This is a genomic window from Ruegeria sp. CDSB114 (genome assembly GCF_059611025.1).
In genome coordinates this window covers 16,571-31,943 of record NZ_JBXWOT010000015.1, presented here as the reverse complement: position 1 = coordinate 31,943, position 15,373 = coordinate 16,571, and the positions used below count along the sequence as shown (strand labels likewise).

Here is a 15,373-nt window from a genome sequence, read left to right as displayed (position 1 = left end):
CACCGCGTCAAATCGGTGTCATTGGGGGAAATATCCCGCGAAACCTCTTTTTTCTTTGCTGCAACGCGGCTATGAACGCGCGTCCTTAACTTTGGAGACATGAAATGGGCTATCGCGTCGTAGTCGTCGGCGCCACAGGTAATGTGGGCCGCGAAATGCTGAACATTCTGGCAGAACGCCAGTTCCCCATCGATGAACTTGCCGTGCTGGCAAGCCGTCGGTCGCTGGGAACCGAAGTAAGCTTTGACGACAAGACACTCACGACCAAAGACCTGGACACGTTTGATTTTACCGGCTGGGACATGGCACTGTTTGCCGTGGGATCCGAGGCGACCAAGGTCTACGCCCCCAAGGCGGCGGCGGCTGGCTGCGTGGTGATCGACAACTCGTCCCTGTATCGCTATGACCCTGCAATTCCGCTGATCGTGCCGGAATGTAACCCCGAGGCGATCCACGACTATAAGAACAAGAACATCATCGCCAACCCCAACTGCTCGACCGCGCAGATGGTTGTCGCGCTGAAACCGCTGCATGACCGCGCCAAGATCAAGCGCGTCGTCGTGTCGACCTATCAGTCGGTTTCCGGCGCGGGCAAAGAAGGAATGGATGAGCTGTGGGATCAGACCAAAGCCATCTATAACCCCACCACCGAAGTTCCGCCGAACAAGTTCCAGAAGCAGATCGCCTTCAACGTCATTCCGCAGATCGACGTCTTCATGGAAGACGGCTCGACCAAGGAAGAGTGGAAGATGGTTGTCGAAACCAAGAAGATCGTCGATCCGTCGATCAAGGTTACAGCCACTTGCGTCCGCGTTCCGGTCTTTGTCGGCCATTCAGAGGCCGTGAATATCGAGTTCGAGGAATTCTTGGACGAAGACGAAGCCCGTGACATCCTGCGCGAAGCACCAGGTATCATGGTGATCGATAAGCGCGAACCGGGCGGCTACGTCTCGCCGATCGAATGCGCGGGTGATTTCGCCACCTTCATCAGCCGCATCCGTCAGGATTCAACCATCGAGAACGGCCTGAACCTGTGGTGCGTCAGTGACAACCTGCGCAAGGGCGCAGCGCTGAACGCGGTACAAATCGCCGAATTGCTGGGCCGTGAGGTCCTGAAGAAGGGATAACTGCTACCCTTTCTTTATGTGATTGACCAAACCCCGCAGCGCCGCTTGCGGGGTTTGTTTTTTCTTAGGCCGCAAAAAGAAATCCGGGCCCATCTCTGTAGTGGACCCGGATCAGATTAAAGTGATTGGTGTTCGTGTAGCCCGCCGGTACGGCGCAGCCCAAATCAAGAGGCGATCTTGATCGCATCCTCGTACAGCAAAACCGCCCGTTCGGATTCCTTCTCGAGCACGTCCATTTTTGCGCAGAATTGCACAACATCCTCCAGGCTTGGCACCTCTGCGGCGTTCAGGGCCTCGACGGTTGGCTGCAGATCGTTCCACTGGGCCTTTACCTGTTTCAGCGCCTCAAGCGAGGCATCGCTGGGCGGTTCAGACATCTTGAGGTATTCATTGCCGCCGCCAATCAACGCATCGACGATCTTGCCAAACTTGGTCGCGTTCTTCTTGAACTTTTCGTGGTGTTCTGCGGTTTCTTTTCCGGTGGCGGCCAGCGCAATTTCTTTGCAGATCTTCTGGGTGATCATCCGCTGACGACCTGCGAATTCCAATGCCAGGGCCATCGACGGTTCAATATCGACCTCGCCATAGGCCGCTTCTAGCTTGCGGACCACGGCGTGGCAGGATTCTTCAAGTGCTTCGACATTGCCCACGATCATGTTCAGTTGCGCTTCGTTGATCGACTTGTCAGCAACGATGTCTTCGACCGCGGTCCGGTATGGCACCCAAACGCTGGCGACTTCCTCAAGCGCTTTGTTAACGGAATAGAATCTTTCCCGGTCAATACCGGACGACCCTTTGCCTTCTTTGAAGCCAAGCAGGATATCGTCAAATTCATCATGCGCCTGCTGCAATTCACTCAGGTTCCGATCAACTGCTCCACCGATGCTGACCAGAACTGCGGATTTGGCGACCTTCTCGGACAGAAAGCTCAGCTTTTCAGCGGCCAGAATTCGGTGCGCAACCTGACCCGCGGCCATAGCCAACGCATAGCCCCCAACCGGTAAGAATGCCGTTAGCCCGATTCCCAACGCTCCGGAGGCGAAAACACGACGATTGATACTCATGGCGGTCTACCTAACCCTGCTGCTTTAACATGTGTTTATCGAGGAAAAAGCGCGTTAAATGTCCCAACACGGTGTTCAGAAAATGAAATAATGGTGGCTTTTTGAGTTTTAATTGGCCAATCCGGCCCTCGGTTGATCACTCCGGTCAAGGGTTTGACCTCGTTTACCCTTCGACCAGCGCTTTCAGATTATCCAACCCGCGCTGGTAATCTCCGCCAACCCATTTATCCATCATCAGCCCCATCCAGCGGGACATGGGATTCATACCCAATTCGGATTCAAACCCCCAAGTCACTTTGGTGCCGCTGCCCTCCGACTGCAGTTCAAACATGGCAATGGCAGTGCCCATTGGACCAAAATCCAAGGCGGTTCTGACCATCTGGTTTTCAACGCTTTCGGTGATCTCTTGCGAACCGGTGCCGACCTGCGGGTGATCCGACGACCAGTTCAGCACATTCCCGACCCCGGAATCAGGCCCGCCATAGGTCAGCTTCGTCTCGGGATCACGAGATAACCATGGCGACCATTTCTCGGTCTCCTGCATGGAGTTGACATAAGGAAAGATGACCTCGGGCGAGGCATCAATCGTGATGCTACGCGAAACCTCTGCTTTGCCTGGCAATATAAAGGACACCCCTACCAGAACCAGAATCAAGACTAGCAAAGTGACAAGAACACGTTTGATCAATCGCATGGAATGCTCCGAATCCCTAAAATGACATCCCAAACTTATCAAAAAAACAGCGCGGAATCAGTAGTCTGATCCGCGCTGTCTGAAATTGTCGAAAATCCGCCGGGTCAGACGACCACGAATTTCTTTTCGCCGGGATCATAACACTGAAGGCCACCTTCACCGATATCTGTCCACAAACCGTGCAGGCTGAGCGAGCCGCTCTCTACCGCCGTGGAGATGAAGGGGAAGGTCATCAGGTTTTCGAGCGAAGCAACAACCGCCTGCCGTTCGAACTGGCGCGCTTGGTCGGTGCTGTCTTCGATATCGGCAACCAGATCATATTTTGGTTTGAGAATATCCATCCAGCGACCAACAAAGCTTTCTTTGGCTTCCAGCAGTGGTGCCTGGCCCTTGCACATGTCGATACAGCCCTGCACACCACCGCATTGGGAATGGCCCAGCACGATCAGATGCGCCACTTTCAGCGCGGTCACCGCGTATTCGATGGCAGCACTGGTGCCGTGATGATCGCCGTCGGGCGCATAAGGCGGAACCAGGTTTGCAATGTTGCGGTGAATAAAGAACTCACCCTGATCCGCCCCAAAAATCGAGGTGACATGAACCCGGCTGTCGCAACAGGAAATCACCATGGCCCGCGGACGCTGCCCTTCGGTGGCCAGACGGCGATACCAGACCTGGTTTTCCGAATATGTGGTGGCTTTCCAGCCATGATACCGATTGACCAGATAGTTTGGCAGAGGTTTGGCGAATTCCATTCTTGTGTCCCTGTTCATGTCTCGGTGGACTGCTGTAACCTGAATTCGAAGAAAATTCGAGCCATTATCCTGCCCCATGGCAAGGTTTTGCAAAGGAATTGCGCACCACATTCGGGCTATGCCGTGGGGGCGTATAGAATTGGGGTGAATGTGGTGGAAAAGATCGTCACGCTTGAACACAAAGAAACAGTGCGGCTGGATTCGGATCGTCTGAATGGGCTGTATCGACAACTGGGTGAGAAAAACGCGTTGGACGTGCTGTGTCGCACGGTCGAGGAATTGGCGGTGCGCCTGTCGAATTGCGAGCGGTTCTGGAGACAGCGTGACTGGGCCGGGCTGCGCAAATGTGCGCGATCCATTGTGGCCATTGCCGAACAGATCGGAATGATGGCGCTGGCCTGTGTGGCGAATGATGTGGCGCAGAATGTGGACGCGGGCGACTCGGTCGCCGCCGGGGCCACGCTGTCGCGGCTGATCAGGGTGGGTGAGAAATCGCTGACCGTGATCTGGGATCAGCAAGATCTTTCGGTCTGACAGGGCTTGCGGACGGTCCATGGACGGCTAGGTTGGGCATAAGCCACAACAGTCGAGATTTCCATGACCCTGTATTTCGCTCCATCGTCGGACGCATCTGTCCCCCTTCACGTCATTGCCCAGCCGGATCTGGACGATTGGCTGGCGGGTCAGCCCGAAGCCGTGACGACCTGGGCCAAGATCAGTGGGTTTACCGGTGCACTGGGTCAGGTCTTACTGATTCCCGGCGCTGACGGTGCGATACAGTCTGCTTTGGCGGGGTATGGCACAACCATAGGCCGGGCCCGCAAACGTTTTCCTTTGGCCGCCGCCGCCGAAGCCCTGCCCGAAGGCACATATCACATCGCATCGGGCATAGACCAAGCGGATCTCGAAACCGAATGCCTGGGGTGGTTGCTGACCGGTTATGCCTTTGACCGCTATGCCAGCCAATCCCCGGCCAGGGCCCGATTGGTTGCACCCGATGGTATCGACGCAGCCCGGCTTGAAATTCTGGCCGGGGCCGAGGCCTTGACCCGCGATCTGGTCAATACACCGGCCTCTGATATGGGGCCGGAACAGCTTCATAGCGCAGCCGAAGCCCTGGCACAGGAATTCGGCGCCTCTTTCGAGGTTGTTCTGGGCGACGCCCTGCTAGAGCAGAACTTCCCCATGATCCACACGGTTGGCCGCGCCGCCGCACAAGCGCCCCGTCTGATCGAGATGAACTGGGGCGTGACAGGCCCAAAGCTGACCCTTGTCGGCAAGGGCGTCTGCTTTGACACTGGCGGGCTAAACCTGAAACCCGGCGCCTCGATGGGGCTGATGAAGAAAGATATGGGCGGGGCCGCAAATGTATTGGGGCTGGCCCGGATGATCATGGCGCTGGAGCTGCCCGTGCAACTGCGGGTGCTGATCCCGGCGGTTGAGAATTCGGTTGCGGGGAACGCCTTCCGGCCCGGCGACATCCTGACCTCGCGCAAGGGGCTGACGGTTGAGATTAACAATACCGATGCCGAAGGGCGCTTGGTTTTGGCCGACGCATTGGCGCTGGCGGATGAGGGCGAACCGGATCTGGTGATCTCGATGGCGACACTGACCGGGGCGGCACGCGTGGCAGTGGGCGCCGATCTTGCACCATTCTATACCGACAACGATGCCGCCGCTGATGCCCTGACCCGCGCAGCGGGCAAAGGGGCCGATCCGGTCTGGCGCATGCCATTCCATAACCCCTATGAGGGTCTGATTGAACCCGGCATTGCTGATCTGGATAACGCTCCGGCAGGTGGTTTTGCCGGTTCGATCACCGCCGCTTTGTTCCTGCGCAGATTTGTCGGTGGCAGCCCCTATATGCATTTCGACATCTTCTCGTGGCAGCGCAGCAAGGAACCCGGACGCAGCAAGGGCGGGTTCGGTCAGGGGCCCCGCGCCCTTCTGACGGCCCTGCCTGAGATTTTGGGCATATGACCCGGCACCGCATCATACAGCCGGTCATCGACCTGATGCGTGATCCCGACGGGCCCCGCGATCGCCAGCTGTTGTATGGGGATAGCGTTCGCACAGATGAAGAGCGTGACGGCTGGAGCCGGATCACCTCGGACAAGGACGGCTATGCGGGCTGGGTCCGGTCAGACTGTCTGGCTCCCGAATTGCCTGCCACCCATTGGATCACCGCGCCCTCAACCCATGCTTATGAGCAGTCCGCGATGAAATCCCGGGACCGAACCTCGTTAAGCTTTGGCAGCAAGGTTCAGGCCCTGTCCGAACAGAATGGATTTCTTGAGACGGAACTAGGCTTTATCCCGGCCATACACGCCAAACAGATCAACGTAACCCTGACCGATCCGGTCGCCGTGGCCGAGCTGTTTCTGGGAACGCCCTATCTTTGGGGCGGCAACAGCCGGTTCGGACTTGATTGTTCAGGTCTGGTTCAGGCCGGAATGCTGGCTTGTGGGCTGCCCTGCCCCGGTGATAGTGGCGACCAGGAGCGTGATCTGGGTCAGGCGCTGACCCCTGGCACACCCGCTCAGCGCGGTGATTTGCTGTTCTGGAAAGGGCATGTTGCCTGGGTCTACGGTGACAATATGCTGCTGCATGCAAACGCGTTCCACATGGATGTAACCTTTGAGCCGATGGATGCTGCGATCACGCGCATTCTGGACCAGGGCGATGGGCCTGTGACGGCCCATAAAAGGCTCTAATCCAAGTCAACCGACCGTATCAGCTTGCGCTCCAACACCCGCAGCACCGTGCGCAGATCATGGCCGCGCTTCAGGATGCGGCCATCCATACCGACCACCGAATACATCCCTTGCCGGGAGCGCAGACGCGGATCTTTTTCGACCCGATAAATCGGATGCTCTGCCGTGCGGCGGAAGATGGAAAACACCGCCATATCACGCAGGTTCGAGATCCCGTAATCGCGCCATTCTCCGGCGGCGACCATCCGGCCATAGACAGAAAGGATATGAGACATCTCGTGGCGGTCAAACGCGACAGGCATCTGGGTCGAGTTTGCAGAAAACCGGCTGGGAGGCTGCATGTTCATGCCCCAAGCCTTGCCGGAAAACGTGTTCGAATCAAGCCTATCCGCAATCGGGTGTGACTTTTTCGTCGGTGCTAGCGCTGTCGCCCAACCTGTCGGCAGATCAGGATCACCGGCAACAACCCCACTGCCAGTATCACCAACGAGGGCACGGCGGCGCCCTCAAGCCGTTCGTCTGATGCCAGCCGATAGGCCTGCACCGCCAGCGTATCAAAGTTGAAAGGTCGCATGATCAGGGTCGCGGGCAGTTCTTTCATCACGTCCACAAAGACGATCAACAGCGCTGTCAGCAGCGATGGCGTCAGAATCGGCAAATGCACCCGGCGCAACGTCCCCAGCGGCGTCTGCCCCAGAGACCGCGAGGCTGCATCCATATTGGCATGCACCGTGCTCTGCCCGCCCTCATATGCGCTGAGCGCGGCGGCCAGAAACCGCACCATATAGGCGGCGACCAACAGCCAGATCGAACCGGTAACAAGCAACCCGGTCGACAGGTCGAAATTCTGCCGCATCCATGCATCCAGTGCGTTATCGAAACTGGCAAAAGGCACCATCAGCCCGACGGCGATCACACCGCCTGGAACCGCATAGCCCAGCCGCGCCATGTACCCGGCACCAGAGGACACCCTCCCCGGCCGCAATCGCTGAAAGAACCCAACGCTGATGGCCGCAAAAACCGTGACAACCGCCGCCACACCGGCCAGCGTCAGCGAATTCTGAATGAACCCGAGATAGCGCCGTGACAGAAGGTTCTGTTCGGACTCCATCCCCATCTGAACCAGAATGAACACCGGCAACAGAAATCCGAACAGCACCGGTATGGCACACAGGGCAAAAGCCGCGCCCGCTTGCCAGCCCTTCAGCCGAGCGGATGGCAGCGAGGCGTGGCTTTTGCCTGCCTGATAGTATTTGGCCTTCCCGCGCTGCATCCGTTCTGCCACGGCCATGACCAGCGCAAAGCCCAGAAGGCAGAGCGCCAGCTGCGCCGCACCCACCCGATCACCGATCGAAAACCAACTGGTATAGATACCCGTGGCAAATGTCTGCACCCCGAAATAGGCCACGGTTCCGAAATCGGCGATGGTTTCCATGATGGCAAGTAGCACGCCACCCGCAATCGCGGGACGCGCCATCGGCAGCGAAACGTGCCAAAAGGCCAGCCACGGACTTTTGCCCAACGCGCGCGCTGCCAGAAAGGCCGTTGCACTCTGCTGCAGAAAAGCGGCCCGGGCCAGCAGGTAGACGTAAGGATACAAGACTAAGATCAACATCACTGCCGCACCCTCGGTCGACCGAATCTCGGGGAACCAATAGTCGCGCGGGCCCCAGCCCGTTACCTGACGCAGGGTGGTCTGGACGATGCCCGGGTGATCAAGAATGAATGTATAGGCATAGGCCAGCACATAGGCCGGAAAGGCCAGCGGCAGCACCAACGCAATTTCCAGAATGCGCACGCCGGGGAACCGCGTCATCGTCACCAGCCAGGCTGCGCCCACGCCGATGGAAAACGTGCCCGTGGCCACCAGCACGACCAGTATCAGTGTCGTCATCGCATAGCCGGGCAGAACAGTTTCCAGGAGATGCGAAACCGTATCCGTGCCGCCCGTCGTTGCGGCCAGAACAACCGCAAGCATCGGCAACAGACAGGCTGCCGCCACAAGGCAGGCCACCACGCCGACGAGGCGTGTACCTACAGCGCCGCGGTTGCGCCTTCCGTGCTCAGAGATTTCAATATCGGCCATGATCCCGGCTTTAACTGGCTAAGGCGCAGAGTCCGTCTTTAATCGACCAAAACGCTCGGAAACACCAGTGGGCAGCGAAACAAATCTGCGACACATACTGCCGCAGAGTTGCACAGCCTTCATTCGTAGACGCGCTGATCCTCGATCACCAAACCATCTTTCGGCAGCGATCCCGGCGCCACGACTTCGATCGCGCCTTTCAGCTTCAGCACCTCGACGACGGATTTCGCATAAGCCAAGTCATTTCCGCCGGCGCTTTCGATCTGAACCGTCATCGTGTCCATCTCACCCTGGCGGGCGGCAATGACGCGCGCCTTGACGATTTCATCATGCTTGTCGACCAGCGCCGCGACCTGTTCAGGGCGCACGAACATACCCTTGATCTTGGTTGTCTGATCCGCGCGTCCCATCCAGCCCTTGATGCGCATGTTGGTGCGACCGCAAGGTGACTGACCAGGTTGAACCGCCGACAGATCACCGGTGGCAAACCGGATCAGCGGATAATCGGGGTTCAGTGAGGTCACGACAACCTCACCCACTTCACCCGGCGCGACCGGGTTTCCGGTTCCGGGGGTGACGATCTCGACGATGACATGCTCATCAATGATCATCCCGTCCATCGCCGGGCTTTCATAAGCGATGCTGCCCAGATCGGCGGTGGCATAGCATTGCAGACAGGCGATACCGCGATTGGCGTATTCCTGACGCAAAGACGGGAACAAAGCACCGCCGCCAACAACGGCAGTCACGAAATCCAGTGCCACGCCCATCTCATCGGCCTTGTCCAAAATGACCTTGAGGTAATCCGGTGTGCCCGCATAAGCGGTGCAGCCGACATCGCGCGCAGCGGTTACCTGCAGTTCGGTTTGGCCGGTGCCGGCAGGCAGCACAGCAGCCCCCACCGCCCGCGCGCCACTTTCAAAGATCATGCCCGCCGGGGTCAGGTGATAGCCAAAGCAATTCTGAACGATGTCTCCGGGCCCGACACCTGCTGCGTGCAGGAACCGCCCCATCCGCCACCAGTCGTGATCGGTGCTGCCGGGCTCATAGATCGGGCCGGGCGACTGGAAAACATGATGGAAATGCCGGGCCGGTTTGACGGTAAACCCGCCAAAGGGCGGGCGCGACGCCTGCGCCTTAGCCATATCGGACTTGCGCAGAACTGGCAGCTTCATAAGGTCGTCCAGCGACTTTACAGCTGCCGTATCAACATCCGCCATATGCGCTGCAAACCCCGGAGCCGAGTTCGCGCGCGTGATCTGTACCTGCAACGCCTCAGCCTGTTCAGAGGCGCGCTGGTCGGCCGAGCGGGTTTCTAGCGCATCGTAGAATTTCGTCATCGCCAAATCCTCCATCCGCCTACAGCCACCTCTTGCGGCGGCGGTATGAGCGCACATCGCGGAAGCTTTTGCGGCCGTCATCCGACATGCCCAGATAGAATTCCTTAACATCGGGGTTTTCGCGCAGCTCGGCAGCTGGGCCATCCATCACCACGCGGCCGGATTCAAGAATATAGCCGTAATGTGCGAACCTGAGCGCCACATTGGTGTTCTGCTCGGCCAGCAGAAACGAGACGCCCTCTTTTTCGTTCAGATCTTGGACGATGCCGAAAATCTCTTCGACAAGCTGCGGGGCCAGTCCCATGGACGGCTCATCCAGCAGGATCGTCTCAGGCCGCGACATCAGCGCCCGACCCATCGCAACCATCTGTTGCTCTCCGCCCGACGTGTAACCCGCCTGGCTGCGGCGGCGTTCCTTCAGACGTGGGAAATAGGTGTAAACAAGGTCCAGATCCTGTTGGATCGCGGCCTTACCATCTTTGCGGGTATAGGCGCCGGTCAGCAGGTTTTCCTCGACCGTCAAATGTTCGAAACAATGGCGACCCTCCATCACCTGGATGACGCCTTTTTGCACCAGATCGGCAGGCTCACTTTCATGCACGCTGGTCCCGCGATACTTGATTGATCCCTTGGTGACTTCGCCCCGTTCCGAATGCAGCAGGTTCGACACCGCCTTGAGTGTGGTGGTCTTGCCTGCCCCGTTGCCGCCCAGCAGGGCCGTAATGCCCCCTTTGGGCACCGTTAGGCTGACGCCTTTCAGCACAAGGATCACATGATTGTAGATCACCTCGATATTGTTGACCTCAAGCAGGGTTTCCGCCTGCACGTCAGTGGTTTGTGCCGCATCCAGCATCAGCGCGTGTCCTCATGCCTGTCCCGAGAGGGACCGTTGGGATAGAGCGGCGGCTGCCCGCCGCTCTGGTCAGTTTCGCGGCCCCGGATCAAGACCGGGGCCAGCCACTTATTCACACCCAGGTGTGATGTTGTTTTCCGCTGCATAGGCTGCAGAATCTTCTTCGATCAACGTGTTGATCACATCTGCATCGGTCGGCTGGAAGTCCTGAACCGGGTTCCAGGTTCCGGCCGCAGCATCCCACTGCACAACGCCGACAAGGCCGGGTCCGCCGTGATTTTCGCACGAGACCGAGAATTCAGGCCCGAAACCGGTCATGCCCAGCGCTTCCATCTTGGCGTTGGTCATTTCCAGCGCCTCCATACCATCGCGCATCATGGATGCGTCGATATCAGCGGTATTGTGGATTCCCTGCGCAGTCTTCACAGCTTCAGCGGCCAGCATGGCGGCATAGAGACCGCGGTTATACTGAACCGAGCCAAGCTGATCGCCCGCACCCGCCGCTTTGCCTGCATCCACCACGTATTTCTGCAGATCATCATAGACCGGATAGTCCATGCCCAGCCCGGTAAAGGTCAGTGCCTTATAGCCGTTTGCCTTGTCGCCCGCGGGCTGCACGTCAAATTCAGCGCCAGACCACCAGACACCGATGAAGTTTTCCATCGGGAAGCGGATGTTCGCAGCTTCCTGCACCGCGACCTGGTTCATCACGCCCCAGCCCCACATGATTACATAATCAGGCTTTTCGCGGCGAATTTGCAGCCACTGCGATTTCTGTTCCTGACCGGGGTGGTCAACAGGCAGCAGCGTCAGGTCGTACCCGTGCTTTTCAGCCAGGGTCTCCAGCGTGCGGATCGGTTCCTTGCCATAGGCCGAGTTGTGATAGACCAGTGCGATTTTCTTACCGTTCAGGTCACCATCGTTTTCGCTCAGAAGATAGTTGATCGCGCCCGACGCTCCGTTCCAGTAGTTGGCCGGATAGTTGAACACGTGACTGAATACCTTGCCATTCGCAGCAGAGGTCCGGCCATAGCCCATCGTGTGCAGCGGAATGCCATCTGCGGTCACTTTTGGGATCAGCTGGTATGTAATGCCGGTCGACAATGGCTGATATACCAAGGCGCCTTCGCCCTTTGTGGATTCATAGCATTCCACGCCTTTTTCGGTGTTATAGCCGGTTTCGCATTCGATCACATTGGCCGAAACACCTCCGATGCCGCCGTCACGCTCGTTGAGCAGTGTGAAATAATCGGCATAGCCATCAGCAAACGGGATACCGCCTGCCGCATATGGTCCCGTCCGATAGCTGAGCGACGGGAACACAAGGTCGGCCATGGCCGGACCTGCGGCCATCATGGCGCCCAGCGCCAGGGTTGCCAGTTTCGTCTTCATCGGGTGTCTCCTCCCTTGATTGGTCCGATGTTGAATTCGGGCTTTGCACCCGTCTTGTCTTTGGGCCTGCCCGTCAGTGCGGAAACGGCCAGAGTCTGAGTTTCTCTTTCGCCACACGCCAAAGCTGCGCCAGTCCATGCGGTTCCAGAATCAAGAACATGATGATGAGTGCGCCGACGATCACCAGATTGAGATGCGCAACGATATCAGTGGGCCAGCCCAATAGATCGACACCGACCACCTTCAAAACAACCGGCAGCAATACCAAGAATGCTGCCCCGGCGAAGGAGCCGAAGATAGACCCTAATCCGCCGATAATGACCATGAATAGGACCAGGAACGATTTCTGGATGCCAAAGACTTCGCCAACCTCAACCGCGCCCAGATAGACTGCAAAGAATAGCGCCCCCGCGATACCCACAAAAAATGAGCTGACAGCAAAGGCGGTCAGTTTTGCCTTGAGCGGGTTTACCCCGATGATCTCGGCCGCGATATCCATGTCGCGGATTGCCATCCATGTCCTGCCAGTCGTTCCCCGAGTCAGGTTCCGTGCAATGATGGCGCAGAAGGTCAGGAAGATCAGGCAGAACAGATAAGTTGCCCAGGCCGGAGCATTCGGGCCTGTGATGATGATGCCGAACACATCCCGCTCGGGCGCGTTGATCTGCCCAGAAGCCGAGTAGTTGTAGAACCACGGCACACGGTTGAACAGCCACACCAGAAAGAACTGCGCCGCAAGCGTGGCCACGGCCAAATAGAACCCTTTGATCCGTAGCGAAGGCAATCCGAACAGAACACCAACAATGGCGGTGATCCCGCCCGCAAGGATGACATGGATGAACATGCTGACTTCGGGAAAGGCCGTCATCAGCTTGTAGCAGGCATAGGCCCCCACAGCCATGAACCCACCGGTACCCAGCGACACCTGCCCGCAATAGCCAACCAATACATTCAAACCGATGGCGGCGATCGCATAGATCAGAAACGGAAGCAGCAGCGCGTTCGCCCAGTAGTCATTGATGATGAATGGAATGATCCCAAATGCCACTGCCAGCACCACATAGTACCGATACCGGTCAAATTTGATCGGAAAGGTCTGGCTGTCTTCCACGTAAGAGGTTTTGAAATCTCCGGCCTCGCGATAAAACATGTCTTACTTTCCCCATTCTTCCTGCGCCCGGTCGCGGGCGACAGTGTTCAGTTGGCTGGAGCCTTTGGCATATCCGCTCGCCTCTGAGGCGCGCACAAGTTTCATGTAGGCCATGACACCCGTGACCAACCCGGCAAAAGCCAGGATCGCGGCAATCGTCAGCTGGCTGTCGGTCAGATCGTCCGAGGTCAGGGCAATATACCCAAACGCCCAGAACCCGGCCCATGCGATCACGTTGAGAATGGCGATGAGCTTGGTCATGACTACACCCTTTCGATGATCTTCTCGCCGAACAGGCCCTGCGGCCGGAACACAAGGAAGATCAGCGCAAGCACGTAGGCAAACCAGTTCTCGGTCGCACCGCCAACCATCGGGCCAATGGCGAACTCGAACAGTTTCTCACCCACACCGATGATCAACCCTCCGACGATGGCTCCGGGGATCGAGGTAAACCCGCCCAGCATCAGCACCGGCAACGCTTTGAGCGCGATCAGCGACAGTGAGAACTGCACGCCAGACTTGGTGCCCCACATGATGCCCGCGACCAGCGCTACAAACCCGGCCACAGACCAGACCATGATCCAGATGAAATTCAGCGAAATCCCCACCGACAGCGCCGCCTGATGGTCATCCGCCACAGCGCGCATCGCCCGGCCCTGCTTGGTATATTGGCTGAACACAACCAGCGCCGCCACCAGCAGCGCCGCAATTACCGTTGCCACAATGTCCAGATTGTCGATGAAGAACCCATAGCCGAAGACGTTATAGGTCGCCTCATCGAGCCAGAGGTTGATGCCCTGCGGCAGGCCTACATCCAGCGTCTTGATCTCGGACCCCCACATCAGGTCGGCCACGCCCTCAAGGAAATAGGCCAGCCCGATGGTGGCCATGAACAGGATGATCGGCTCTTGGCCAACCAGGTGACGCATCACGAACCGCTGCACGGCCCAAGCCAACAGAACCATCACCGCCATAGTCAGAATAATCGCCAGCAGCGCAGGGACACTCCAGCCAAAGTAATGGATATGCGTCCCGAAAGTCGCATTGATCAGATGTGCAAACGGCACCTGCCCGTTCATGATCCCGACCAGAGTCATCGCGGCAAACAGGGCCATAACCCCTTGCGCATAATTGAAAATCCCTGACGCCTTGTAGATCAGCACAAAGCCCAGCGCGACCAGCGCATAGAGCACCCCGGCCATAAGACCGTTGAGGATGACTTCCATCGCAAATACGAGTTGTTCAGGCATCCTATGTCCTCCGAACAGATTTCATCTGGCGCGTCATCCCGGAAAATTCGTCGAATTTTCTCAGCCCGTTCCGTAGATCAGTCATGGCTCACCCCCAGATAGGCATCGATGACTTCCTGATTGTTGCGCACCTCATCAGGCGTGCCGTCGCCGATCTTCTTGCCGTAATCCATCACGACCACCCGATCGCTCAGATCCATCACCACGCCCATGTCATGTTCGATCAGGGCGATGGTGGTGCCGAATTCATCATTCACGTCGAGGATAAAGCGGCTCATGTCCTCTTTCTCTTCAACATTCATCCCGGCCATCGGCTCATCCAGCAACAACAGCTTGGGTTCAGCGGCCAGCGCCCGGGCCAGTTCGACCCGCTTTTTCAAGCCGTAGGGCAGGCGTGAAACGGGCGTCTTGCGGATATGTTGGATTTCGAGAAAGTCGATGATCCGTTCGACAGCCTCGCGGTTTTCGGTCTCTTCGGCCTCGGCCTTACCCTTCCACCAAGCCTGCTGCAGGATATTGGTCTTCATATAGTTCAGGCGCCCGGTCATGACGTTGTCCAAAACGCTCATCCCTTCGAACAGGGCGATGTTCTGGAATGTTCGCGCAATCCCCTGCCGCGCGACCTCATAGGGCCGCATTGGAGGGCGCTTAGCCCCGTGAAACCAGACCTCGCCCTCTTGTGGGACATAGAACCCCGAGATTACGTTCAGCATCGACGATTTGCCCGCCCCGTTCGGACCGATAATGGCGCGGATCTCACCCTCACGGATGTCGAACGAGATATCCTTGATCGCCACCACACCGCCAAAGCGCAGAGTGATGTTCTTCATCTCCATCACGACGCCGCCGATCTTGCGGCCGTCTTCGGTGACATATCCTTCGGAACTATCCAACATCAGCCCCTCCTTGACTTACGCAATACACGGAATGGCGGGCGGGCGATGACCA

16 protein-coding genes are annotated in these 15,373 nt (G+C 57.8%); 4 read left to right on the top strand and 12 right to left on the bottom strand.

From position 1 onward, the window contains the following. Positions 1 to 104 precede the first annotated feature (104 nt). Complete coding sequence (locus AC2FIP_RS20325) at positions 105 to 1,127, top strand: aspartate-semialdehyde dehydrogenase (RefSeq protein WP_496787934.1); 1,023 nt, start codon at positions 105 to 107, stop codon at positions 1,125 to 1,127. A 164-nt stretch (positions 1,128 to 1,291) separates the two neighbouring features. Here the strand turns inward: AC2FIP_RS20325 and AC2FIP_RS20320 are convergent, their stop codons facing one another. From AC2FIP_RS20320 to AC2FIP_RS20310, 3 genes are all read right to left on the bottom strand, one after another. After that, positions 1,292 to 2,191 carry a type IV pili methyl-accepting chemotaxis transducer N-terminal domain-containing protein gene (locus AC2FIP_RS20320; RefSeq protein ID WP_496787932.1) on the bottom strand — a complete coding sequence of 300 codons (900 nt, stop codon included), beginning with the start codon at positions 2,189 to 2,191 and terminating at the stop codon, positions 1,292 to 1,294. Positions 2,192 to 2,354: 163 nt separating this feature from the next. Next, positions 2,355 to 2,885, bottom strand: coding sequence for an SRPBCC family protein (locus tag AC2FIP_RS20315; protein WP_496787931.1), 531 nt, complete (start codon positions 2,883 to 2,885; stop codon positions 2,355 to 2,357). A gap of 104 nt (positions 2,886 to 2,989) precedes the next feature. Next, the gene (locus AC2FIP_RS20310; protein ID WP_496693092.1) at positions 2,990 to 3,640 is read right to left on the bottom strand and encodes a carbonic anhydrase; all 651 of its coding nucleotides are present in this window, start codon (positions 3,638 to 3,640) and stop codon (positions 2,990 to 2,992) included. Positions 3,641 to 3,784: 144 nt separating this feature from the next. Here AC2FIP_RS20310 and AC2FIP_RS20305 point away from each other — a divergent pair, with 144 nt between their 5' ends. The 3 genes from AC2FIP_RS20305 (at position 3,785) to AC2FIP_RS20295 (ending at position 6,354) form a co-directional block, all read left to right on the top strand. Beyond that, on the top strand, positions 3,785 to 4,174 hold the full coding sequence (locus AC2FIP_RS20305; protein WP_496690522.1) for a hypothetical protein: 390 nt from the start codon (positions 3,785 to 3,787) through the stop codon (positions 4,172 to 4,174). Between the two features lie 63 nt (positions 4,175 to 4,237). Continuing rightward, positions 4,238 to 5,620: a leucyl aminopeptidase family protein gene (locus AC2FIP_RS20300; protein ID WP_496787929.1), complete on the top strand. Its 1,383-nt coding sequence runs from the start codon at positions 4,238 to 4,240 to the stop codon at positions 5,618 to 5,620. Beyond that, the gene (locus tag AC2FIP_RS20295) at positions 5,617 to 6,354 is read left to right on the top strand and encodes a C40 family peptidase (protein ID WP_496787927.1); all 738 of its coding nucleotides are present in this window, start codon (positions 5,617 to 5,619) and stop codon (positions 6,352 to 6,354) included. Before AC2FIP_RS20300 ends, AC2FIP_RS20295 begins: the two co-directional genes overlap by 4 nt. Here the strand turns inward: AC2FIP_RS20295 and AC2FIP_RS20290 are convergent. From AC2FIP_RS20290 to AC2FIP_RS20250, 9 genes are all read right to left on the bottom strand, one after another. Beyond that, positions 6,351 to 6,701, bottom strand: a complete 351-nt coding sequence (locus AC2FIP_RS20290; RefSeq protein ID WP_496751043.1) for a DUF2794 domain-containing protein — start codon at positions 6,699 to 6,701, stop codon at positions 6,351 to 6,353. The two genes, AC2FIP_RS20295 and AC2FIP_RS20290, sit on opposite strands and share 4 nt — an antisense overlap. A 71-nt stretch (positions 6,702 to 6,772) precedes the next feature. Next, complete coding sequence (locus tag AC2FIP_RS20285) at positions 6,773 to 8,440, bottom strand: ABC transporter permease (protein WP_271950692.1); 1,668 nt, start codon at positions 8,438 to 8,440, stop codon at positions 6,773 to 6,775. Between the two features lie 119 nt (positions 8,441 to 8,559). Further along, complete coding sequence (locus AC2FIP_RS20280) at positions 8,560 to 9,780, bottom strand: phenylacetate--CoA ligase family protein (protein WP_496787924.1); 1,221 nt, start codon at positions 9,778 to 9,780, stop codon at positions 8,560 to 8,562. Positions 9,781 to 9,799: 19 nt separating this feature from the next. Beyond that, entirely contained in the window at positions 9,800 to 10,633 is an 834-nt protein-coding gene (locus tag AC2FIP_RS20275; RefSeq protein ID WP_496679309.1) for an ABC transporter ATP-binding protein, read from the bottom strand. Positions 10,634 to 10,741: 108 nt separating this feature from the next. After that, positions 10,742 to 12,025 carry an ABC transporter substrate-binding protein gene (locus tag AC2FIP_RS20270; protein ID WP_271950686.1) on the bottom strand — a complete coding sequence of 428 codons (1,284 nt, stop codon included), beginning with the start codon at positions 12,023 to 12,025 and terminating at the stop codon, positions 10,742 to 10,744. A gap of 73 nt (positions 12,026 to 12,098) precedes the next feature. Beyond that, positions 12,099 to 13,175, bottom strand: a complete 1,077-nt coding sequence (locus tag AC2FIP_RS20265) for a branched-chain amino acid ABC transporter permease (protein WP_142637529.1) — start codon at positions 13,173 to 13,175, stop codon at positions 12,099 to 12,101. 3 nt (positions 13,176 to 13,178) lie between these two features. Beyond that, positions 13,179 to 13,436, bottom strand: coding sequence for a hypothetical protein (locus tag AC2FIP_RS20260; protein ID WP_496693118.1), 258 nt, complete (start codon positions 13,434 to 13,436; stop codon positions 13,179 to 13,181). Between the two features lie 2 nt (positions 13,437 to 13,438). Then, positions 13,439 to 14,425 carry a branched-chain amino acid ABC transporter permease gene (locus AC2FIP_RS20255; RefSeq protein ID WP_496787921.1) on the bottom strand — a complete coding sequence of 329 codons (987 nt, stop codon included), beginning with the start codon at positions 14,423 to 14,425 and terminating at the stop codon, positions 13,439 to 13,441. Between the two features lie 77 nt (positions 14,426 to 14,502). Next, the gene (locus AC2FIP_RS20250) at positions 14,503 to 15,321 is read right to left on the bottom strand and encodes an ABC transporter ATP-binding protein (protein ID WP_142637523.1); all 819 of its coding nucleotides are present in this window, start codon (positions 15,319 to 15,321) and stop codon (positions 14,503 to 14,505) included. Positions 15,322 to 15,373: the final 52 nt, after the last annotated feature.

What these genes read in the sequence shown, in the direction of transcription:
- AC2FIP_RS20270 (WP_271950686.1), bottom strand. Translation starts at nt 12,025, where the DNA reads ATGAAGACGAAACTGGCAACCCTGGCGCTGGGCGCCATGATGGCCGCA.
- AC2FIP_RS20285 (WP_271950692.1), bottom strand. Translation starts at nt 8,440, where the DNA reads ATGGCCGATATTGAAATCTCTGAGCACGGAAGGCGCAACCGCGGCGCT.
- AC2FIP_RS20260 (WP_496693118.1), bottom strand. Translation starts at nt 13,436, where the DNA reads ATGACCAAGCTCATCGCCATTCTCAACGTGATCGCATGGGCCGGGTTC.
- AC2FIP_RS20300 (WP_496787929.1), top strand. Translation starts at nt 4,238, where the DNA reads ATGACCCTGTATTTCGCTCCATCGTCGGACGCATCTGTCCCCCTTCAC.
- AC2FIP_RS20275 (WP_496679309.1), bottom strand. Translation starts at nt 10,633, where the DNA reads ATGCTGGATGCGGCACAAACCACTGACGTGCAGGCGGAAACCCTGCTT.
- AC2FIP_RS20280 (WP_496787924.1), bottom strand. Translation starts at nt 9,780, where the DNA reads ATGACGAAATTCTACGATGCGCTAGAAACCCGCTCGGCCGACCAGCGC.
- AC2FIP_RS20290 (WP_496751043.1), bottom strand. Translation starts at nt 6,701, where the DNA reads ATGAACATGCAGCCTCCCAGCCGGTTTTCTGCAAACTCGACCCAGATG.
- AC2FIP_RS20320 (WP_496787932.1), bottom strand. Translation starts at nt 2,191, where the DNA reads ATGAGTATCAATCGTCGTGTTTTCGCCTCCGGAGCGTTGGGAATCGGG.
- AC2FIP_RS20325 (WP_496787934.1), top strand. Translation starts at nt 105, where the DNA reads ATGGGCTATCGCGTCGTAGTCGTCGGCGCCACAGGTAATGTGGGCCGC.
- AC2FIP_RS20255 (WP_496787921.1), bottom strand. Translation starts at nt 14,425, where the DNA reads ATGCCTGAACAACTCGTATTTGCGATGGAAGTCATCCTCAACGGTCTT.
- AC2FIP_RS20310 (WP_496693092.1), bottom strand. Translation starts at nt 3,640, where the DNA reads ATGGAATTCGCCAAACCTCTGCCAAACTATCTGGTCAATCGGTATCAT.
- AC2FIP_RS20250 (WP_142637523.1), bottom strand. Translation starts at nt 15,321, where the DNA reads ATGTTGGATAGTTCCGAAGGATATGTCACCGAAGACGGCCGCAAGATC.
- AC2FIP_RS20315 (WP_496787931.1), bottom strand. Translation starts at nt 2,885, where the DNA reads ATGCGATTGATCAAACGTGTTCTTGTCACTTTGCTAGTCTTGATTCTG.
- AC2FIP_RS20265 (WP_142637529.1), bottom strand. Translation starts at nt 13,175, where the DNA reads ATGTTTTATCGCGAGGCCGGAGATTTCAAAACCTCTTACGTGGAAGAC.
- AC2FIP_RS20295 (WP_496787927.1), top strand. Translation starts at nt 5,617, where the DNA reads ATGACCCGGCACCGCATCATACAGCCGGTCATCGACCTGATGCGTGAT.